Genomic DNA, 20,617 nt, shown 5'->3' with positions numbered 1-20,617 from the left:
CAGATTCCATATTGCATCCTCTTCAGCACATACTTAAAAAAGCCCTGTTGCCTTTTCAGTCCAGTGCCTTGATGACTTACTGTTTGCAGATGTTTATTGTGCTTTCAGGAACGACTTTTGGTCTAAAACTTCTCGGCTATGAGACTTTGATTGTTCCGGTTACTTTAGGGGCAATTGCTACTGCCCTGACCGATTTTGATGACCGTTTAAGTTTAAGGCTACGCAATCTGGGGCTGGTCATGCTGCTGTTTTTTGCAGTCAGTAGCATGCTGGAATTTCTGCATCCCTATAAAGTCTGGTTTGCACTCTGGCTATCACTTTCTAGTGCCGTATTTATCTTGATGGGGGCTTTAGGACAGCGTTATGCCACCATTTCTTTTGGCACTGTATTGCTGTCCATTTACACTATGTTTGGCTTGGGAGAATATGCGCACTGGTACGAACAGCCGCTTTATTTTGTAGTTGGTGTGCTGTGGTATGGCCTGACTTCTATCCTATTTTATCTGATTCGTCCAACTTTACAGGTTCAGGAAAATCTGTCCATCAACCTACAACAGATGGCCGAACTGCTATCGACCAAAGCCAAATTATTTGATCCCGATAATCAGAATAATGTCGAACCGCTGCTTTATGAACTTTCCTTAAAAAATACCCAAGTCATTGAAAGCTTTAACCGCACCAAAGATTCTTTACTGACTCGGCTCAAAGCCTCGCGCCCAAATCATAAAACTATTTACTGGCTGAATCTTTATTTTCTGACTCAGGATATTCATGAGCAGGCAACTGCTAACTATCTGTATTATGAGCAGATTCACCAGCATTTTAGCCGTACCGATCTGATCTTTCGGATTCAGAAAAATATTCACTTACAGGCGCTTGCCTGCCAGCAACTAGCCGCTTGCGTATTACGTAATGAAACTTATCAGCTTCCTGAACAGCATCAGCTGGCGCTTAAAGCATTAGAAGCCTCCATGCAGGACTGGATTGCCCAGCATCCACAGAATATTGAGGTAAAAAACTTACAGCTCATTCTGAGCAATCTGCTGAGTGTGCATGAACAGCTGCAACATTTGCAGGATGGACAAGCCATTTACCGTCCGGATTATCCAAAACATTTTGATGATTCCAGCCTGTTTGATGATGACCTGCGTGGACCCGCGGATTTTTGGCTGAAATTAAAACCCCATCTGGGATCACAATCGGCGCTGTTTCGTCATGCGGTGCGGATCGCTTTGGTCTTTCTGGTTGGCTATGCAATTTCCCTATTGCCCTTTGCCAAAAATGGCTACTGGATATTGCTGACCAGTTTATTTGTCTGCCAGATCAGTTATTTCGCTACCAAAAGCCGTTTAAAACTGCGGACTTTAGGTACTCTACTTGGGGTCGTTCTGGGAATTCCGATCCTGTATTTTGTGCCAAGTATTGAAGGCCAATTGCTGCTCACAGTTATTTTCGGTGTCGGCTTTTTCTATTTGCGCTCCAAGAAATATGCTATGGCCACATTAATGGCAACCTTGGTGGTACTGCTGATTTTTAATCTGAAAGGCGCAGGCTATGCTGTCATTCTGCCGAGAATTATCGATACCCTAATTGGCTGTCTAATTGCCTGGCTGGCGGTCAGTTGTATCTGGCCGGATTGGAATTTCCGTAATATTTCCAGCAATATCAAAAAATCCTCCCAAGCGACGCTGAACTATTTACTGGCTATTCTGGAGCAATATCAGCATGGCAAAAATAACAGCATTGCTTATCGGACAGCACGTCGTTTGGCCCACAATGCCCAGATTGACCTTTCCAATATGATTTCCAGTCTGAGTACCGAACCAAATCCAGATCCGGTGCTGATTCGCAATGCCTTTCGTTATCTGGTTTATAGTCACAGTCAGCTCAGTTATATTTCCGCATTGGGTAGCCATCGTGAACAGGTATCTGATCCGCAAATTCTGCAACTGCTCTCTGCCTGTCAGCAGACCTTAACCTCTGCCCTATCAAATCCTGAAAATGTACCGCAGCAGGACATTCAAGGCCAATTGTCAGAAATCCGGCAGCTGAGTCAGCAGGAACATATTTCCACCCACCTGCTGCTGGTACTTAAACAGATCAGTCTGTTACTGGAAACCTTGCCTGAATTATTGTCTCTAAGACAGCAATTACTGGCAGTTGAAATCAAATAACCAAGCGGAGCACTAGGATATAAGTATTTAAAATAATTAATTTTATCCTATAAATTTCATTTTGCTTAAATTGGTAGATTGGGTACACTCAAGCCTGATTGAATAGAACATAGAAGAGTGAGCGCGCGTGAATATTAAAACTTTGCGTCTGGTTGGATTGCTTGAAGGTATTTCATTTCTGCTGCTGTTATTTATTGCCATGCCGGTCAAGTACATGATGGATAACCCGATTCTGGTAAAATATATCGGCATGGGTCACGGCGTTCTTTTCGTGCTTTTTCTTGTGGTGTTATTTGCGGTCTGCGAAAAACAGAAATGGTCTCTGAGTATGTTTATTCTGGGCTTGATCGCGTCGATTCTGCCGTTTGGACCATTTATCTTTGATATGAAATTAAAGAAGTTGGAGCAGCCGGCTGAAGCTTAACTTTTGGATTCTAATCATTATTAAATCAATCATGGACGTTCCCTCGCCTTTTAGGAGATGAGATACCGTCTTGGTAGTCAATCAGGTTTTGAGATTATTCGACCAATAAATAATCTCTTTGATAGGCAGTCTGATGTTTTAAAACACCATAACACAGATGTATAAGCTTGCGCATTGCAGCACCTAAAGCACACATTTTATTTTTACCCTGGCTTAATAATCGTTGATATAAAGCTTCAATGTGTGGATTATATTTAATCGCTGTTAATGCTGACATATACAATACTGAGCGTATTTTACTGTCACCTGCTTTTGATAAGTGACTTTGCTTGTTGACTGAACTGCCAGACAACTGATGTACTGGAACCAAACCTACATATGCAGCAGCTTGACTTGCTTTTTCAAACTTGTGCGAATGAAATAACCCCAACAGTAATAAGCCTGATCGTTCACCGATTGAAGGAATAGTTTGCAGTAATTTCAAATCCTGTTTCAATGTTGGATCTTGATCTATGTGATTATTTATTAACTTATCAATATGTTCAAGTTGCTGATTTAAATACTCAATATTCTCTTCAAGTAATTTAATCACAACAACGGAGGTATGAGTGGACTGCGCCTTTTCAAGTCGATTCTTTTCCTGCAATAGACTACCTAGATAGACATCTCGTCTGCCTAGTAAAGCTTTTAATAATCTGACATTTTCAGGTTCAGGCTGCCATATGATTAACTTTGCGGTGTAACCATAACGTGAAAGAGCTTCACTATCAGCTTTATCCGTTTTATTTAGCATGGACATGCCTTTGGCAAAGGCTCTTACTCGTGAAGGATTAGCCACACAAACCTTTACACCTGCATCATATAGATAATATCCCAAATTCTCATGATAAACCGAAGTCGCTTCCATGATTGCTGTCACTTGATCAGGTTCAATTTTAAGAGTGATGAGCCATTTGAGCAGACTGCCAAAGCCACTTTCTGTATTAGTAAATATTTTATTTTTTCTTTTTCCAGTCAAACCTTGAGGGAAAATGCAACAATCTATTTTGGTTTTACTGACATCAATACCTAGCATAATCATGGTGATATTCCTTGAGTTTAAGCTATGATTTTTATCCCATTAACCATCATCTTACCTTGTGAATACAGCATCAAAGTGCTTAGTTACCGTTCAGAGTTGTATGAGGGATAAGGGCAAATTGTAGGTTTTATCTCAGGTTCAAATTTAAGATTTTAGCAGCACTCCAAACTCTACAATTTGCGTATAGTGGTAGCTAATCACTATATCAATCAAGATACAAGCAGCACTGCTGCGCAAGGGTGAGGTTATTTTATTAATATTTCCCTCTCTCACTCTCTCCCATAGGGAGAGAGAACATTCAATACTTTTATTTGAGGCAAATAAAGTAAATAGCTTCATTCGATTAAATATTTAAGAGAAAGGAATTCTTTTAAAACTCCCCTCGCCCTTTTCTTTCCAACATCACCTGTTTCAGCTGCATACGTGGCAAGCTAAACCACAGCGCAATTAAAATAAACGAGGCACCGCAATAAGCCCAAAGATCAAAAGCTTCATAAGCAATTCTGACCACTTCAATCACGATAAAGAAACTCAGCATCATCAAGATGGATACTGTTGCCGCAACCGTGCCTTTAGACACTTCAGAAGACATTAGGGCAAAACGGTACAATACCGAAAAGCTGATCCCCTCTCCCAGACTGATACAAGTCGTACCGATAATCAGGCAATGCAGAAAATAATCCGAAATCAGCATTCCCACTAAAAGCAAAATGGTTCCAAACAACATCAATGGCACACCCAGCATCACTGTTTTACCGAGCGGCATCTTGTCGATAATTTTTAGCAGAATGATATTGCCCAGAATCAGGCCACCCAATACCGGAAACTGAGCCAGGCCATATTGCATGCTGCTCAAGCCTAGTTCTTCAACCAGAATCACGGGAGATAAGGCAATCCATAACATCAATGGCAAGCTCACCAGTGGCAATGCCATGGTCATAATCACAAAACGCTTATTTTTCAGGACCTGTTTAAAGTCATCGATAATATAGCTGAGTGGCTGTTTGGGAATACTGATATTCGGATTCGGCATCTTCGCTTTTAGTCCAAACCAGCTCAGAAATGCCAGACAGGCAATGCCGATAAAACCCCAGTGCCATGAGACATGGTCAATCATAAAGGCACCGACTACTGGCCCTAAAAGTGGTGCCAGCAAGGAGACATTGGCCATAAGTGCCATGACTTTAATGGCATCGCGTTCTTCAAAACTTTCCTGAATCGCGGCATAACCCACAGCAGCAATAAAGGACAAGCCAAAACCTTGTAAAAAGCGCAGGAACAGAAAGCTTTGAATATTCGGTGTGAGTAAAATCGCCAGACAGCAGATTACAAAAAAAGCTACGCCACCGAGCAGGACTTTTTTACGGCCTAATCGGTCTGATAAGGGTCCTAAAATTGCGGCAACAAATGCCCCACCTAACAGGAAAAAGGACATAGAAGATGGTGCCCAGGAACTGCTTACGCCAAAATCACGGGTAATGGCCAACATGGCCGGCTGGATCAGATCATTACAGATATAGACGGAGAATTCAAACAGCACCAGTGCCAGAGGAAACATCAGTGTGGCACGGGTCAGTTTGTGGGTTTGGGCGTTTTGCATGGGAGTTGTTATTGCCAGTCTGCCCATTAATAGCAGACCGAACTTTATCTAAAATAGAGAAGAATAATTTTAGCAGAGATCGGATTTAAAGTATTTTGAACTTTAACTGTTCTCAACCGATTTCTTCATTTTAAAAGATTCAGCTAAAACTTTATTTGCCTCTGTCAGTAATTTGACTTGTTCCAACGAATTATCAAAATTTGAATCAGCTTTCGAATCGTTATAAAGTTCCTGTCCAAAGAAACGATCTGCTAAATGTTTCCGAAGTTCTAAACGATCCTCATCTTTAAATTCACGGGCATAAAGTGGGAAAGAAGCGAGTTCAGTTCCCAACATTCTGGCTTTATATGCCACTTTACGATGTTTAGAAGATTCACGAGCTAAGTACCAAGCAGGTGTAGTTAAGCTAAAAAGCATCAATGTTTTGATTAGACTTTCCCAACCAAGTGGAATATGAATATAGGTACTATCTCTTAAATGATTCCAATTTTGGATAGAGATGTTAAGAAAACCCAATATCAATATTGTTCCAATAATTGCAAAAATACCTAAAGCCCAATTTCTATATTTGTTTGCTATCGAAACTTCTTCCTCATGAATTTCATCATATAATTTTTTAATTAAGCTATTATTTTTATTGTCTATATCCTGATTTAATAAATACTTCTTTACTCTTAACTCTTCAACTAATTGATTAGCTTCACTCTGTAATTTCAAAACATCTTCATTATTAAAAGAAATTCTTAATTGTTCTTTATGTATATCAAATAGTTGTCTGTTTATTTTTCTATAGCTTCTTTCTAAATTATCTTTATCTATATTTAAAGGGAAATCTAATTCATCAGTATCAGCGAATTTATACTGGCTATCAAATACCCCTAATACTTTTCTTGCAGTTCTTTCTGCTTCAAAGACTTCATCTAAATTGAAATGAGGATTCGCGTATTTTAATCTAGTTAGTAAAGACTCTAATAAATCGGTATGCTGTTCTAGCCGTTTAGAAAACTCCTCAAATCTATAGAGAATAAGAAGCTGTACTAAATCTAAGTAATCAAAAGTATTGTATGGGGCAGAATCAAATAATTTTTGTAGTTCATAACTTATATTACTAAGCACAGTTTCTATATTAATATCGTTTTTCATATCGCCCCAAAAAGCAAAAAAGCGCATCCTGAAGATACGCTTTTAACGAAGTTTTGTTTAAAGATCAAACATTATTATGGACAGACTGCTTTCTGGAAAGTTTTGGTATTTGAACCGCGTACACACTGATAGAGCTTTTCAGTATTGTGCATTTTCCAGTTTTTCTCTTCTTTCCTAAAATGATAAATGGTCTGAATTGATCTCACCGAGTCATCCATCAAACCTGTTTCAGTTACTTTCACCTGTCCAACTGTCGGTGACTCAACACGATTAAAGAACTGACGAATCTCGACTGTTGCCAGTTCTTCACGCAGGTCAGGCCTCATTTTAAGCACCTGATCCAAAGGTGTATCTGAAGAAGACTGCACTTTTGCAATCACTTTCTGGGTGGTTGTACAACCTGATGTCATCACACCCAGACCTAAAATTGTAACCGCCAATAACCGTAACATATTGTTTAACCCAGATTATCTTTATTATGCAGAAATTATCATGCCGGGCTTTTCAGCTTAACGCTATTTAGACTCTGTAAGTCCAGTTACAGAGCAATAAAAAAAGCGCACCTTTCGATGCGCTTTTGTAAATCTATTCTGATTAAAGATCGAATAGTTTGCCTGGGTTCATGATGCCATTTGGATCGAACACTTTTTTCAAGGCTTTCATATATTCGATTTCTTCAGCTGAACGGGTGTATTCAAGATAAGGTTTCTTGGTCATACCCACGCCATGTTCCGCAGAAATTGAACCGTCATATTTTTTCACAGTATCAAATACGTACTTGTTCACGACTTGGCATTTCGCAAAGAATTCATCTTTGGTCAGGTCAGCCGGTTTCAGGATATTCAAGTGCAGGTTACCGTCACCGATATGACCAAACCAGCAGATTTCGAAGTCTGGGTAGTTTTCATTCACGATTGCATCGATTTCTTTAATGAATGCCGGTACGTGAGTGATCAGTACAGAGATGTCATTTTTGTATGGAATAAATGGAGCAATCGACTCAGAAATGTCTTCACGCAGACGCCATAAGCTGTGTACTTGCTCAAGACTTTGGCTCATCACGCCATCCAGCACCCAACCCTGTTCCATACAGTGCTCGAAGATTTCCATCGCCTTGTCCATAATCGGCTCAAACGGCGCTTCAAACTCAAGCAATACATAGAATGGACATTCAGTTTCAAATGGACGCTGTACGTGACCATTGGCCAGTACTTTTTGCATTGCCAGCTCACCGAAGAACTCGAATGCAGTCAGGTCGATTTTCGCCTGGAAGGCATGCAATACTGGCATGATCGCATCAAAATCAGGTACACCCAGTACCAGCACTTGCAGGTTGTGTGGCTGACGCTCAAGTTTGATTTCTGCTTCAGTGACTAACCCTAAGGTACCTTCACCACCGATAAACAGATGTTGTAACGCATAACCAGTCGCGTTCTTGATCATGCCTTTGTTTAGACGCAGTACATCACCTTTACCAGTCACCACAGTCAGGCCAAGCACCCAGTTACGGGTCATGCCGTATTTGATCACTTTAATCCCGCCAGCATTGGTTCCGATGTTCCCGCCGATCTGGCTTGAACCAGAAGAGGCAAAATCAACCGGGTAATACATGCCCTGCTCTTCAGCATAGTTTTGCAACTGTTCAGTCACCACACCTGCCTGTACGCGCACCATACGGTCTGCCGGGAAGAATTCCAGAATCTGGTTCATCTTGTCCATGCTCACCACAATCTCGCCATTCGCAGCGACAGCACCTGCAGAAAGACCAGTACGACCACCTGATGGAGTCACTGCAACATTGAACTGATTGGCAAGCTTCACAATTGCTTGAACCTGTTCAGTCGAAGATGGGAAAACGATGACCGATGGGTTTGGATCAAAGTGTTTGGTATGATCACGACCCCAATTCTGGAGGCTGTCCGCATCAGTTTTAATACGGTTTTCACCCACAATTGCAGTCAATTGGGTCAATAACTCTGGGGTTAAAGCGACTGGAGCATTCATCGTTTGCAGACCTAGCATGAATTAAACAAGAGAGACCTCGCCAGTTTATTTGTATATTTTTCAGGCATTAAAAACTGTATACAAAGCAGGCGAAACATGATGATTAAAGCACCAAAACTGGCAGCTTAAACAGCATGGCGCAATATTATAAGCTATTTTTGGGGCTTTCCCTTAAAAAATGACAATTTTGATAATATACCTTTGAAAATGATAGTTTAATTCAACCAGTTCTATCATTTTCACTACTATCACTTGCAAAAATAGCTGATATTGTAGTCATCAAGGAAATGTATAACCGCCCCATTCCTGTGCTATTATACGGCGACTAAATTTGGCCTTTGTAGCGGAGCCGTAATGAGCCAACATCTATCTCTACCTAAAGATAAAATCCGTTTTCTATTGTTAGAAGGCGTTCACCAGAACGCAATCGACACATTGAATGCAGCTGGATATACCAATATCGACTATCGCAAAACAGCGCTTGAGGGTGAAGCACTGAAAGAAGCGATTAAAGATGCACACTTCATTGGTATCCGTTCCCGTACTCAGCTCACTGAAGAAGTGTTTGAAGCTGCGAACAAACTGATCGCGGTAGGTTGTTTCTGTATCGGTACTAACCAGGTGAACCTGGATGCAGCAATGCGTCGCGGTATTCCGGTATTCAACGCACCATATTCAAATACACGTTCGGTTGCTGAACTTGTACTTGCTGAAGCGATTCTTCTGCTTCGCCGTGTACCTGAAAAATCTACAGATACACATGCAGGCGGCTGGAACAAATCTGCTGTAGGTTCGTTCGAAACTCGTGGTAAGACTTTAGGTATCGTTGGTTACGGTTCAATTGGTTCACAACTTTCTGTTCTTGCTGAAAGCCTGGGTATGAAAGTGATCTATTTCGACACAGTGACTAAATTACCACTCGGTAATGCACGTCAGGTCGGCACAATGGGCGAACTTCTTGCAAATGCTGATGTTGTTTCTATTCACGTTCCTGATGTTCCGTCTACACGTAACTTCATGACTAAAGAACAATTCGCGCAAATGAAAGAAGGCTCTATCTTCATCAATGCAGCACGTGGTACATGTGTGGTGATCGAAGATCTGGCTGAAGCATTGAAATCTGGCCACCTTGCAGGTGCTGCGGTTGACGTATTCCCTAAAGAGCCTAAAGCAAATGGTGAAGAATTTGTTTCTCCATTACGTAACATTCCAAATGTGATCCTGACTCCACACGTGGGTGGTTCTACCATGGAAGCTCAGGCGAACATCGGTCTGGAAGTTGCTGAGAAATTTGTAGCTTATTCAGATAAAGGTATGACGCTTTCTGCGGTGAACTTCCCAGAAATCGCGCTTCCATTAACTGAAGGCAAACACCGTCTGCTTCATATCCACAAAAACATTCCGGGTGTGCTGTCTAAGATCAACAACCTGTTTGCTGCACACGGCATCAACATCTCTGGTCAGACTTTAATGACCAAAGGCGATGTGGGTTACCTGGTGATGGATGTAGACGCAACTGCATCTCAAGAAGCACTCGATACTTTACACAACCTTGAAGGTACAATCCGCGTTCGCGTATTGTTCTAATTCAGGTTTTTAAAAAGCCACAGTCTTCGGGCTGTGGTTTTTTTATTGCTTAAAGGTTTTTATTTTTAAGCCTTACTCAGCTGATGCTGCTCTTCCGCTCTTCGAGAAATCGAAACAAATTTAGTCATGCCAAATCTTAAAATTGCACCTATGGTGCAAGCGCCGCTGATTCTGCTGATCGCGATGATCAGCATGCAGAGCAGCGGCTCCTTTGCCAAATATCTGTTTGGCCAGTTCCCGATCCTGACCGTTTCTGCCATGCGCCTGCTATTGGGTGCATTGATTCTGGCGCTCATTTTTAAAGTCTGGCAGATCAATTTCCGCCAGGTCAAATGGCCAGCCATTATCAGCTATGGCTTGGCATTAGCTGGCATGAATATGCTGTTTTATCTGGCAATTGATCGATTGCCGATTGGAATCGCAGTCTCTTTTGAATTTATTGGCCCTTTAAGTGTTGCCCTGTTTTATGCCCGGCAGAAATTTGATTTTATCTGGGTAGGATTGGCCATTCTGGGGCTGGTTCTGTTGTTTCCCTTTGATCAGGCTGCACAACCGCTTGACCCGATTGGCATCCTGTTTGCCTTAAGTGCAGGTTCCTGCTGGGCACTGTATATCGTGGCCGGACAAAAACCTTCGGGTGTATCAGGGAATCATACCGTGTGTCTGGGCATGTTCGTCGGCATGCTGGTGCTGATGCCGATTGCCCTATTTGCGGGAATGCCTGCTCATGTGTTTGAGCCAAGCAGCCTCATGTATTTTGTTATTTTGGCTGCACTTGCCAGTGCCTTACCCTTTACTTTGGAAATGATTGCACTGCGTAATTTAACCGCATTGAGTTTTGGCACTCTAATGAGCCTGGAACCTGCGGTTGCAGCACTCTCCGGTTTTGTATTCTTAGGCGAAACTTTATTGTGGACACAATGGCTGGCACTGGCCACTATTATCAGTGCATCGATTGGCTGTACGGTGATGACACAAAGAAGAAAGCACTAAATAAAAAAGGCGCTCAAGCGCCTTTTTTAAATGACCTATTTAATTTTAGCGTGGCGTTGCATCCTTAATAGCTGTATTTAATGTTGTAGCTGCTGTCACATTATAGCCATCACATGCCGAAGCAAGATGGTCATACAGGTAATCTGTCCATTTGAGCATTAGAGGAGTTGCACCCTCTTCCCTTAAATTGTCCAAGGCAGCTTTTCTTGCTTGAGCAATATAATCGGCATGATCAATATGCTCTCCATGTTCCGAGAAAGTACTGGAATAAATTTCACCCTGATATTCGATCGCCCCAAAGTATTTATAATATTGCTGCGCATCGTCTTTATATTCGGCTTTTTTAAATTTCAGGTTAGCCATCGTGCCATCTAAAATGGTTTTCGCCATCTCTTGAACAGACTCGCCTGTCTGCCATTCAGCCAGTGTACGATAGCCAGTTTTGATATCCGGATCAAATTCAATAAATTCTTCCTCAGGATGTTCCGCCAGAATACGGAAACATTTAGATCCGTTCGGGAAAGTACGCGCCTTCTGTAAACCGACAAAATTGGTAGCAAATTGATTGTAATATTTACGTTCAGCATCCGTGGTATCAGTATTAAAGAAAACTCTGGTCTCGGTATCGTCATACATCTTCACGACAGCAATATTGGTACGTTCAGTTAATGCTTTACCTGACAGGTCATACCACTCCAGGTGTCGATGATTGCTGATGTTATTTTCCGGAATAGTGACGGGACGACTGGTAAATTGTTCAGAAGTATTTTCCAGTACTTTTTCCAGTTTATAACCTAATGCTGTACGGGCACGATCTGCAGGGAATACGCCTTTTTCTGTGACATAAATTGGGAAGGTCATATCTTCATCAAGATCATATTCAGTATCAACAGTCCGGTTATCATCTGCATACAAGATGCCGTCAGTGATTTTATTTTTATGACTGGCCAATAGAAGCTTTTCCGACTCCATATCTGAAGCATCAATATTCGGCAGGTTGAACTGATAGGTATAGAATTCAGAAATCGTATCTGATGTTCCATCACCATTATCCGGGGTTCCAGGATTGGTTGGGGTTGGTTGGCCTGCGACTGGCTCGTTATTATCAGAATCAGAGCCACCACATGCAGTCAGCATAAGGCTCAAGACAGCACAAGAGAGTAATCTTAATTTCATTATTATCTACCTTATTATTTTTTGATCGTTTTATTTTTCATTGTTATTTTAAAGTTGACCCAAATCATGAGGTCTAAGCCATTTTAATAAATATAAAATTAAGATCAAAACGCCAATCTCAACTTAAAATAAGATTTTCGAATTGAATTGGTGAATGACCAAGCTTTTTATTTAGCACCACACAAATTGTATGCGACAGAATTTTACGAGTTATGCGGTGGGTTAAATGCCATAGATCTTTTGCCCTCACTTTCTGAATGTGAAAGCGATCTGTTAATTGACCAATCACTGTTTCAATCTTTCTTCTGGCTTTCATCAGTATTTGCAGTGTCTCTTTAGGTCTGAAATCTATCATGTTTTTTCTAAAGGGTGTTTGTAAATCAATACCCTGATATTCATAATATCGTTTCAATTCTGGTCTTAAATAGCCCTTATCTGCTCCCAGTAAACCGTAAATATCATTCGTAATTTCAGGTGCAACATCTCGCTCATCACAATGAGCAGGTGCAAAGGTATAACCCGAAATCATGCCTGAAAGATTAATGACGATATGAGCTTTGAAACCATAATATTTTTCTTGTTTTGCAGCACAATAACTAAAACCTGCGTATTCTTTAAAGTTTTTATGCTTTCTAGCTCTGGTATAACTACAGACAGGGAGTGGGAAGCCATCAATAAAGTGAATGTTATCTGAACCATAACGCTGAATGAGCTGTGCCATAATGGATTGACTGACATGCCACAGGTTTGCACAATGTTTACAGAAATTGGGATAAGATCCTAATTTTGGAAACCATTCTAACCAATTGTTTTTGAAATACATCCAAATATTTTTGTCTGTATCTAAACCAAGAAATTCACCTACTATTTGCATAGTGATGATTTCTGCATCAGTAACAGCAGGCGGAAAACCACGAGTTCTCAGGGGCTGAGTAACAACAATGGGATAAAGTTCTTCTATGATTACATAGACAAAAATGATAAATTCTTCAATGGACATAACTTTGCTTTAATTTCTTGGTGGAAACTAAAATAGGGTTATGTCCTTTTTATTTCAATCACTTAAAAAGTTGAGATTGGGGTGATCAAATTAAAAATTGATTAATTTGTAACCACAATCTCATCAACAATTAACGTTGAATTTAATTTTTTCGGTGGGGGATAAAATCAAAAATTTAAATCCACTGATCCAAAATCTGCTTCGTATTCACAAAATATTCTTCTGCCCTAGTCATCAAAAATTAACCAGTTTGATATACTTCCGCTTTCTTCTGTATCTCGATTATACCCTTCTGGTATAAGTAGTTTCTCCCATGCCAAACGTCCAACTTCTTGCTGTGTTGTACATGGTTCTCTCCATGACTTCATACCAGATCAGTGCATCCTTCGCCAAGCAACTTTTCCTGGTGCTTGACCCGATCACCGTCACTATTTTAAGACTCTGCTTTGCCGCCATTATTGTCTGTATCATGTTCCGTTCCTGGAAAGTTATTCGACGTTTACAATTCCTGAAATGGCAGGATCTGCTCTGCTATAGCGCTTCTCTGGGCGTGATGAATATCCTGTTCTATATGTCGCTAGGGAAACTTCCTCAAGGGATTGCAGTCGGACTGGAATTTATTGGCCCGCTAGGACTGGCCTTAATTTCGATTCAGAACCGTAAGGACTATGTCTGGGTGCTACTGGCAATTTTAGGTATTGTGCTGATGGTGCCATGGGGGGAAGCCAATAGCAGTAACTTTGACCTGTTTGGTGCAGCCTGCGCCTTAGGGGCCGGCCTCTGCTGGGCCCTATATATCTATTTTGGGCAACGCGTAGTACAGCAAAAAATCGGGATGCATGCACTGACGATTGCCATCAGTATTTCAGCCCTGTGTTTACTACCAATCGGCCTATATAACAACACCTCTGCTTTGATTGATACTCAATATTGGGGCAAGGCCATTACTATTGCAGTGCTGGCAACAGCCATTCCTTATGCGCTGGATTTAAAAGCGCTCCAGCACTTGAATAAAACCAGTTATGGTACGCTTTCCAGTCTGTCTCTAGCTCTGGCGGCACTGGTAGGTTTTATTTTGCTGGGTGAAAAAATTACGCTACTTCAAACCGTCGCACTGGTTTGTATTATGCTGGCTTCAGTTGGCGTGACCATGCGGGAAGCACGACAGCAATATAAAACCCGGAAAATAGAAAGCTGAATAAATAAAAAAAGATGGCACTCTGGCCATCTTTTTTTGTCATGAAAAATTGAATTTAAATAAATTTAAATATTAGCTTTTAACCAGCATGTCTTTTTTCATTTCTTTATAACGCTGATATTCAGTTTTGTACCGATCCGCTAAAGCCTGTTTTTGTTCATCTCCCAGAATTTTTCCGGCCTGCTGGAAGAAAGCATGCTCTTCTTCTTTCAAATGATGATGTACCTTATCTGACAGTTTCTTGGCAATTGCAATCCAGCTTGGGCTACTAAATTCAGTTTCAGTCAGTTCCTCAATCATTTCATCCATTTCATGATGTTCTGCCAAGGCGTGACGGGTAATGTTCAGGCCGGGATCTGTCATCATCAAGGGAATATAAAAGTAACGGTCTTCTGCGGTTTCATGCGCAAACAGTTCATTCTTCAGCTGCTTGAACAACTCACGACGTTCTGGCGAATCCCCCGAAGTTTGCAGTAATTTTTCTGCCAGATCACGCTGGATTTCATGACTTTCCCTTAATGCTTCAAAAATGGTGGTCATGTAATTTTTCTCCTGTTTTTGTCATGCCTTTGCTCCAGCATAGAGTGAAACCGGCAAATGGTCAGGAATATTTATAAGGCGAATTTGTATAAAAAACTTTAATATTGAGAATAGTTTACATCTATTTTTAGGCTAAAAACATCTGATAAGCCATACGGCATATCAGCAAACTGACCAGGATCAGAAACAGAATCCGGATAAAACCGCTGCCATATTTAAAGGCCAGTTTAACTCCTAATAGTGAACCGCAAATATTGGCAGCCGCCATCATGGCACCGACTAGAAACAGCACATGACCTGTAGGAATAAAGAAACTCAGTGCCGCCAAGTTGGTAGTGAAATTGGCAATTTTCGATAAAGCTGAGGCATGCAAGAAATCCACGCTCAGATAACGGATAAAGAAAAAGATAAAGAAACTGCCCGTGCCTGGGCCAAAAATTCCGTCATAGAAACCGATAGCCAGGCTACCTAATGCTGCCAGTATCAGCATCTTTTTATTCAGCTTTTGCTCGACATGTACCCGTCCGAACTGCTTTTTCATGAAGGTATAAATCGCAATCACGATCAGCATGATCAGCACAAAAGGCTTGAGAATATCCACCGGAATCAAGGTGACACTGGCTGCTCCAATAAATGAGCTAATAAAGCTGCACAGCGCAATTACACCAAGTAAAACCCATGGCAGCTTGACCTGTCTAAGATAGGAAAAGGCTGCCGAGCCTGTACCGAAAATAGAGGCTAGCTTGTTAGTGCCAAATACTGTGGCAGGTTGCAGCTGCGGCAGACTGCTCATAATCGCCGGGATCTGGATCAGACCACCCCCACCGATGGCAGCGTCAATCGCTCCGGCCATAAAGGCAAAAAGCACCAGACTGAGGATAATCTCAATGTCCATTGTTATTCAACGCGCCTAGAGATTAAGAACACGTTTAGGTACCAGACGTTTTTTATCCGTGATTTCAGCCAGGCCTAAACATTTCTCGCCATCAAAAACCAGCACCTGTGGCTCTGCCGGATGGTCGATATTACTTTCCATACCCCGGCTAAAATATTCTGCACGGCCTTCCGGTGCCTGAATCTGCGGGAAATACTGTACCGGTGCATAAGCTGGCAGTAATAGTGCTTCACGTTCTGCCTCAGTCAAGCTTTCCAGATATTCAATGGTATAGCTTGGAATAAGGTCAAAATGACCGGTTTGAATCCGGTGCAGATAAGTCAGATGACCATAAGTACCGAGTGCTTCGGCAATATCTTCGCCGAGTACCCGAATATAAGTACCTTTGGAACAGGTCACATCCAGCGTAATGCTATTTTCAGTAAAAGATAAAAGCTCAATTGCATAAATGGTAATTGGACGTGCTTCACGTTCGATTTCAATGCCCTTACGCGCCAGCTCGTACAGCGGACGACCTTCTTTTTTCAGAGCCGAATACATCGGTGGCACTTGCTGGATCTCACCAACAAACTTGGCAATTGTCTCCTGAATCAACTCTTCATTCAGTTCAGGGACTGGCTTTTCCAGCAGAATTTCCCCTTCGACATCACCTGTCGTAGTGCTATGTCCTAGAAAAACTGTGGTCTGGTAACGTTTGGTTGAATCCAGCAGATAATGCGAAAACTTGGTCGCCTCACCTAGACAGATCGGTAAAAGACCGGAGGCCAAGGGATCTAGTGCACCAGTATGTCCAGCTTTTTGCGCACGATATAACCAGCGTACTTTTTGCAATGCAGCATTCGAGCTGATGCCTAGAGGCTTATTCAATAGAAATACACCGCTGATATGACGACGCTGAATTTTAGGAGATGAGGATTTCATGGCAAAAAGTCAGACATTTTATAAATTGGCGCAATGGTAAAACCCCAGCCAATTATTTACAACTTTTCTACAGCATATAAGGTGCAATATCTCCTATTCTGCCGAATGCAAAATTTAAAATAATCCGATAATTAAAATAAAGGTGCATAGGATATGCAGAAATATAAACTATGGATCGTGATTGCGCTCATCGTATTGTGCTTGATTACCCTGATTCTATGGCTTGCTCCTAGGGATGAAGCACAGGCACGTGTCTCAGGCCCGCAATCCACCAATGAAAGCAGTGCTCAGCAGGCAGCAGCACTGGCCAATGGCCCCGTAAATAACATATTCCTGAGTCCAAGCCAGCAGGATACGGAAATTAATTGCCAGATGCAGATGGATGCCAGCAATCGCCTGATTGTCAATGAACAGACCCGTAACTGTTTTGAATATTTTATTACCCAATATGGGGAAAAAACCCTCGAACAAATCCAGCGAGATTTTAAAGTCTATATTCAACAAAATTATCAGGATCCTGCACTCTCACAAGTTCTGGATCTTTGGGATCGTTATATCCAGTATCGTCAAGGTTTGGGAGAACTGACTCCACCTGCAGGTCTGGATCAAGAAGATCCGGCTTACTATCGAAGTATCTATGCCAGCACCCAGAATCTGCGTAAGCGCTTTTTCTCTGATTATGAAATTGAAGGCCTGTTTGGCACTGAAGATACCTATCATGAATATACCTTAGACCGGATGGCAGTCATGGCGGATAAAAAGCTGAGCGAAGCAGAAAAAGCCCAGAAGCTAAAAGAACTGTTCGCACAGTTACCGCAGGATTGGCAAGAAAACCTGGAGCAACTGAATAAACTGGAAGATCTGCGTAAACTCACCGCTGATATTAAAGCGCGAGGTGGTTCTGCGGAAGAAATCCGTCAGATGCGACTGAATCTGGTCGGTCCTGAAGCGACCCAGCGTCTGGAAAAACTCGATGATGAACGTGCGACTTGGAAATCGAACGTGACTCGCTACTTGGGCGAGCGCGACAACATCCTAAAAAGTGGCCTGAGTGAAAATGCCAAACAGCAGGCAGTTGATCAGTTGCGTCAGAAACATTTCCAGCGCCCTGAAGAACGGCTTCGTGTAGGTACATTTGAACAGGTACATGATCAGGGTGGAACTTTACCCTTTGCCAATTAATTTTCAGCTAAAATTGTTCATTTTGCTCATTGACGCCGTAGCTCAACAGTACTGCTATGGCGTCGAGTATCTTCTCTTATTCCCTTTCTTTTTGTCTCATCTCTTATATAAAAACAGTAACAACGAACCTCTATTTTGAGAGTTTAACAGAGCCATTTCCCTCTGAAAGCCTTGATTTTCTTGGGCTGATTACTTTTTTTAACATTGTTATTTGTTTCTAACTATTTCAGCCTAAACATTCATCAATCTTAGATTTCAAGGAGTTAACAATAAAATACATACGTATATAAATTGCAAATTTATGTGCTCACAAGTGCTCACCGGGCGTGGCCCAAAATGACCTGGAATTGGCTCATCAGCATGAAAAAATGCTTCTGCTTTAAAATAATAATTTTTGCACGTGATTGAAGATTAGGTCTGCACGATCGAGGTATCCCACTTCAATATTTATCGCGCATCAATACTCCCGAGCAATGATTGCTTTTTATAACAATAAAATGAACAAAGGAACTGTTATGCGTACTTTTATTAAAACAACACAAATGCTGGCACTTTCCTTGGCAGCAGGCCTCGGTTTTGGCTTTTCAACACAAACCCAGGCGGCAGCAAGTGCAGTTCAGGTCACTGAAAAAGCCAAATCAGACTATGCCAAAACCAAGTATCCTATTTTGATGGTGCATGGCTGGTTAGGCTGGCAACGCATAGGTACCGATACCATTGGTTTAGATTACTGGTATCAGATTCTGCCGGATATGGCCCGTAATGGCTCGACCGTGTTTGCCGCCCAATTGTCGCCTGCCAATACTACGACTCACCGTGGTGAACAGCTCATTCATCAGGTCGATGAAGTGCTGGCAATTACAGGAAAAGAGAAAATCAATCTTATTGGTCACTCACATGGTGGTCCGACAGTACTTTATGTAGCAGCAACTCGACCGCAGCAGATTGCATCCATTACGGGGGTTGCAGGCACCTATCATGGCTCTAAAGTGGCTGATGATATTCAGAACAATGCCCTCACCCGCACTGCTTTCAATATTCTCGGTGATTATATTATTGGGCCGCTCATTGCACTGGGACAGTTCAAACCTGAACTGGAAATTGATTTCGATGCCTCCATGAAATCTCTAACCCAAACTGGCTCCAGCTCTTTTAATGCCAGCGTGGCCAAACAGATGGTGCAGGATGGTGTCTTAGCCTCCACAGAAAACTGTAATAAGAACCTGAAACCGAAAGACCGTAACGGTATCTATTATTATTCTTGGACCGGCGTGGCTCAAGCGACCAATGCACTGGATATCGATACTATCCTGATGCAGCTTGGCCCTTTATCTTATGGTAATAAAGACAATGATGGCATGGTTGCCCGTTGTAGTGCATTCATTGGTAAGGTGATTAATGACCAGTACAAGCTGAACCATACCGATCTGGCCAATATGATGTTTGGTCTTAAAGGCTTGTTTGCTCTAGATCCAGTTGCGATGTACCGTCAACATGCTAATCGTTTAAAACTTCAGAATCTATAATTTTCATCGCCCTTATATCTACGGATATAAGGGCTTTTTCGTTATTTTCACTTTAAAAAACGAAGGAGATAAAAAACTTAAAAAGCTTAATGGGTCGGCTTTTCAGCTGGCTATTCACCACATTATGGCGAGGATCGCCTTAACACAACAACAAGAATGAGGAAATAATGATGAAATATGGAGTATTAACGGCGAGGCTGCTCATGGCAGCGACCTGCTTCACGGCTCATGCCTCCACTCAGGCCAGTCAGGTGACGGCAAAAGCCAGTTCACAATATGCCAAAACCAAATATCCGATTGTATTTTCACATGGTATGGCGGGTTTCATCCAGGTTGGCACTGACCAGTTTGGACTGGATTACTGGTATCAGATTTTACCTGATCTGGCCCGTAATGGTGCGAATGTCTGGGCGACACGGGTCTCCCCTTTTAACTCATCTGAAATTCGCGGTGAACAACTTTTGGAGCAGGTTAAGGAAATTGCCGCAATTACCGGAGCAGATAAAGTTAACTTGATCGGACACTCACATGGTGGACCAACGATTCGTTATGTGGCTGGTTCAGAACCTAAACTGGTGGCTTCATTAACCACAGTAGGTGCACCACACAAAGGTTCGCCGGTTGGAGACCTGATTTTAAAAGCTGAAGGGACTGCTATTGAAGCACCACTGGTCGGTACGATAAATCTGGTTTCTAAAGCCATTACCTGGGCCCAAGGTCTGGATCCAAACTCTTATCCGCATGATTCACTTGCGGGTGGCGGCAGTTTAACGGCATCAGGTTCTGCGAAATTTAACCAGAGATATCCAATTGGTATACCCACCACCGCCTGTGGTGAAGGTGAATATAAGTGGAAATATGGTAATAAAGAGATCTATAACTATTCCTTTACTGGCTTAGGAACAGTCACCAATCTTCTGGATCTTGACTCTGCACTCAAAGCCACGAGCCTCTTAATTGATGAGGGTAAAGAAAATGACGGTTTAGTGGCTCGTTGTAGCGCCAAGTTTGGTAAGACGATTCGAGATAACTATAACTGGAACCATCTGGATGAAGTGAACCAGGTACTTGGATTGAAAAATATATTCGCACCAGACCCTGTAGATGTTTATCGTCAGCATGCTAATCGTTTAAAACTACAAGGTTTATAAAATTTAAACATAAAAAAATGCG

At 41.9% G+C, this 20,617-nt stretch carries 18 protein-coding genes; 8 read left to right on the top strand and 10 right to left on the bottom strand.

Features of this window, described 5'->3' with window-relative positions; translation table 11 throughout:
- The first annotated feature begins 71 nt into the window (after nucleotides 1-71).
- Entirely contained in the window at nucleotides 72-2,174 is a 2,103-nt protein-coding gene (yccS, locus tag C3F22_RS00615; protein WP_228203595.1) for a YccS family putative transporter, read from the top strand.
- Between the two features lie 127 nt (nucleotides 2,175-2,301).
- Nucleotides 2,302-2,598 (top strand): DUF3817 domain-containing protein, encoded by a 297-nt coding sequence (locus tag C3F22_RS00610; RefSeq protein ID WP_004787034.1) that lies wholly within the window; start codon nucleotides 2,302-2,304, stop codon nucleotides 2,596-2,598.
- Nucleotides 2,599-2,692: 94 nt separating this feature from the next.
- On the opposite strand, the gene C3F22_RS00605 is transcribed toward C3F22_RS00610, so the two are convergent.
- From C3F22_RS00605 to C3F22_RS00585, 5 genes are all read right to left on the bottom strand, one after another.
- Entirely contained in the window at nucleotides 2,693-3,679 is a 987-nt protein-coding gene (locus tag C3F22_RS00605) for an IS110 family transposase (protein WP_004278529.1), read from the bottom strand.
- 370 nt (nucleotides 3,680-4,049) lie between these two features.
- Entirely contained in the window at nucleotides 4,050-5,279 is a 1,230-nt protein-coding gene (locus tag C3F22_RS00600) for an MFS transporter (protein ID WP_104425669.1), read from the bottom strand.
- Between the two features lie 102 nt (nucleotides 5,280-5,381).
- Nucleotides 5,382-6,422, bottom strand: coding sequence for a hypothetical protein (locus C3F22_RS00595; protein WP_158651669.1), 1,041 nt, complete (start codon nucleotides 6,420-6,422; stop codon nucleotides 5,382-5,384).
- A 74-nt stretch (nucleotides 6,423-6,496) separates the two neighbouring features.
- Entirely contained in the window at nucleotides 6,497-6,874 is a 378-nt protein-coding gene (locus tag C3F22_RS00590; RefSeq protein WP_004787040.1) for a hypothetical protein, read from the bottom strand.
- 142 nt (nucleotides 6,875-7,016) lie between these two features.
- The gene (locus C3F22_RS00585; protein ID WP_104426972.1) at nucleotides 7,017-8,426 is read right to left on the bottom strand and encodes an FAD-binding oxidoreductase; all 1,410 of its coding nucleotides are present in this window, start codon (nucleotides 8,424-8,426) and stop codon (nucleotides 7,017-7,019) included.
- Between the two features lie 354 nt (nucleotides 8,427-8,780).
- On the opposite strand from C3F22_RS00585, the gene serA reads away from it, so the two are divergent.
- Both serA and C3F22_RS00575 read left to right on the top strand, forming a co-directional pair.
- Nucleotides 8,781-10,013 (top strand): phosphoglycerate dehydrogenase, encoded by a 1,233-nt coding sequence (serA, locus tag C3F22_RS00580; RefSeq protein WP_104425667.1) that lies wholly within the window; start codon nucleotides 8,781-8,783, stop codon nucleotides 10,011-10,013.
- Nucleotides 10,014-10,139: 126 nt separating this feature from the next.
- On the top strand, nucleotides 10,140-11,006 hold the full coding sequence (locus C3F22_RS00575; RefSeq protein ID WP_104425666.1) for an EamA family transporter: 867 nt from the start codon (nucleotides 10,140-10,142) through the stop codon (nucleotides 11,004-11,006).
- 45 nt (nucleotides 11,007-11,051) lie between these two features.
- On the opposite strand, the gene C3F22_RS00570 is transcribed toward C3F22_RS00575, so the two are convergent.
- A complete protein-coding gene (locus C3F22_RS00570; RefSeq protein ID WP_104425665.1) occupies nucleotides 11,052-12,182 on the bottom strand; it encodes a hypothetical protein in 1,131 nt (376 codons plus the stop codon).
- A gap of 118 nt (nucleotides 12,183-12,300) precedes the next feature.
- A complete protein-coding gene (locus tag C3F22_RS00565; RefSeq protein ID WP_004282326.1) occupies nucleotides 12,301-13,182 on the bottom strand; it encodes an IS982-like element ISAba9 family transposase in 882 nt (293 codons plus the stop codon).
- A gap of 313 nt (nucleotides 13,183-13,495) precedes the next feature.
- Between C3F22_RS00565 and C3F22_RS00560 the strand changes: the two genes are divergently transcribed.
- Entirely contained in the window at nucleotides 13,496-14,380 is an 885-nt protein-coding gene (locus C3F22_RS00560; protein ID WP_104425664.1) for an EamA family transporter, read from the top strand.
- 72 nt (nucleotides 14,381-14,452) lie between these two features.
- On the opposite strand, the gene C3F22_RS00555 is transcribed toward C3F22_RS00560, so the two are convergent.
- From C3F22_RS00555 to truB, 3 genes are all read right to left on the bottom strand, one after another.
- Nucleotides 14,453-14,920 carry a hemerythrin domain-containing protein gene (locus C3F22_RS00555; protein WP_104425663.1) on the bottom strand — a complete coding sequence of 156 codons (468 nt, stop codon included), beginning with the start codon at nucleotides 14,918-14,920 and terminating at the stop codon, nucleotides 14,453-14,455.
- 127 nt (nucleotides 14,921-15,047) lie between these two features.
- A complete protein-coding gene (locus tag C3F22_RS00550; protein WP_104425662.1) occupies nucleotides 15,048-15,815 on the bottom strand; it encodes a sulfite exporter TauE/SafE family protein in 768 nt (255 codons plus the stop codon).
- Nucleotides 15,816-15,830: 15 nt separating this feature from the next.
- On the bottom strand, nucleotides 15,831-16,736 hold the full coding sequence (gene truB / locus C3F22_RS00545; RefSeq protein ID WP_104425661.1) for a tRNA pseudouridine(55) synthase TruB: 906 nt from the start codon (nucleotides 16,734-16,736) through the stop codon (nucleotides 15,831-15,833).
- Nucleotides 16,737-16,889: 153 nt separating this feature from the next.
- Here truB and C3F22_RS00540 point away from each other — a divergent pair, with 153 nt between their 5' ends.
- From C3F22_RS00540 to C3F22_RS00530, 3 genes are all read left to right on the top strand, one after another.
- Entirely contained in the window at nucleotides 16,890-17,918 is a 1,029-nt protein-coding gene (locus C3F22_RS00540) for a lipase secretion chaperone (RefSeq protein WP_104425660.1), read from the top strand.
- 515 nt (nucleotides 17,919-18,433) lie between these two features.
- Nucleotides 18,434-19,444 (top strand): esterase/lipase family protein, encoded by a 1,011-nt coding sequence (locus C3F22_RS00535; RefSeq protein ID WP_104425659.1) that lies wholly within the window; start codon nucleotides 18,434-18,436, stop codon nucleotides 19,442-19,444.
- A gap of 170 nt (nucleotides 19,445-19,614) precedes the next feature.
- On the top strand, nucleotides 19,615-20,595 hold the full coding sequence (locus C3F22_RS00530) for a lipase family alpha/beta hydrolase (protein ID WP_104425658.1): 981 nt from the start codon (nucleotides 19,615-19,617) through the stop codon (nucleotides 20,593-20,595).
- Nucleotides 20,596-20,617 lie beyond the last annotated feature (22 nt).

The organism is Acinetobacter sp. ACNIH1 (assembly GCF_002934695.1).
In the GTDB taxonomy this organism is placed as follows: domain Bacteria; phylum Pseudomonadota; class Gammaproteobacteria; order Pseudomonadales; family Moraxellaceae; genus Acinetobacter; species Acinetobacter variabilis.
The sequence above is the reverse complement of the archived record's forward strand: the minus strand, read 5'-3'. Positions and strand labels throughout refer to the sequence as shown.

Coding starts and splice junctions, on each gene's coding strand:
- C3F22_RS00540 (WP_104425660.1), top strand. CDS start 16,890: ATGCAGAAATATAAACTATGGATCGTGATTGCGCTCATCGTATTGTGC.
- C3F22_RS00605 (WP_004278529.1), bottom strand. CDS start 3,679: ATGATTATGCTAGGTATTGATGTCAGTAAAACCAAAATAGATTGTTGC.
- C3F22_RS00535 (WP_104425659.1), top strand. CDS start 18,434: ATGCGTACTTTTATTAAAACAACACAAATGCTGGCACTTTCCTTGGCA.
- C3F22_RS00595 (WP_158651669.1), bottom strand. CDS start 6,422: ATGAAAAACGATATTAATATAGAAACTGTGCTTAGTAATATAAGTTAT.
- C3F22_RS00555 (WP_104425663.1), bottom strand. CDS start 14,920: ATGACCACCATTTTTGAAGCATTAAGGGAAAGTCATGAAATCCAGCGT.
- yccS (WP_228203595.1), top strand. CDS start 72: ATGACTTACTGTTTGCAGATGTTTATTGTGCTTTCAGGAACGACTTTT.
- serA (WP_104425667.1), top strand. CDS start 8,781: ATGAGCCAACATCTATCTCTACCTAAAGATAAAATCCGTTTTCTATTG.
- C3F22_RS00550 (WP_104425662.1), bottom strand. CDS start 15,815: ATGGACATTGAGATTATCCTCAGTCTGGTGCTTTTTGCCTTTATGGCC.
- C3F22_RS00590 (WP_004787040.1), bottom strand. CDS start 6,874: ATGTTACGGTTATTGGCGGTTACAATTTTAGGTCTGGGTGTGATGACA.
- C3F22_RS00530 (WP_104425658.1), top strand. CDS start 19,615: ATGAAATATGGAGTATTAACGGCGAGGCTGCTCATGGCAGCGACCTGC.
- C3F22_RS00560 (WP_104425664.1), top strand. CDS start 13,496: ATGCCAAACGTCCAACTTCTTGCTGTGTTGTACATGGTTCTCTCCATG.
- truB (WP_104425661.1), bottom strand. CDS start 16,736: ATGAAATCCTCATCTCCTAAAATTCAGCGTCGTCATATCAGCGGTGTA.
- C3F22_RS00585 (WP_104426972.1), bottom strand. CDS start 8,426: ATGAATGCTCCAGTCGCTTTAACCCCAGAGTTATTGACCCAATTGACT.
- C3F22_RS00575 (WP_104425666.1), top strand. CDS start 10,140: ATGCCAAATCTTAAAATTGCACCTATGGTGCAAGCGCCGCTGATTCTG.
- C3F22_RS00570 (WP_104425665.1), bottom strand. CDS start 12,182: ATGAAATTAAGATTACTCTCTTGTGCTGTCTTGAGCCTTATGCTGACT.
- C3F22_RS00600 (WP_104425669.1), bottom strand. CDS start 5,279: ATGCAAAACGCCCAAACCCACAAACTGACCCGTGCCACACTGATGTTT.
- C3F22_RS00565 (WP_004282326.1), bottom strand. CDS start 13,182: ATGTCCATTGAAGAATTTATCATTTTTGTCTATGTAATCATAGAAGAA.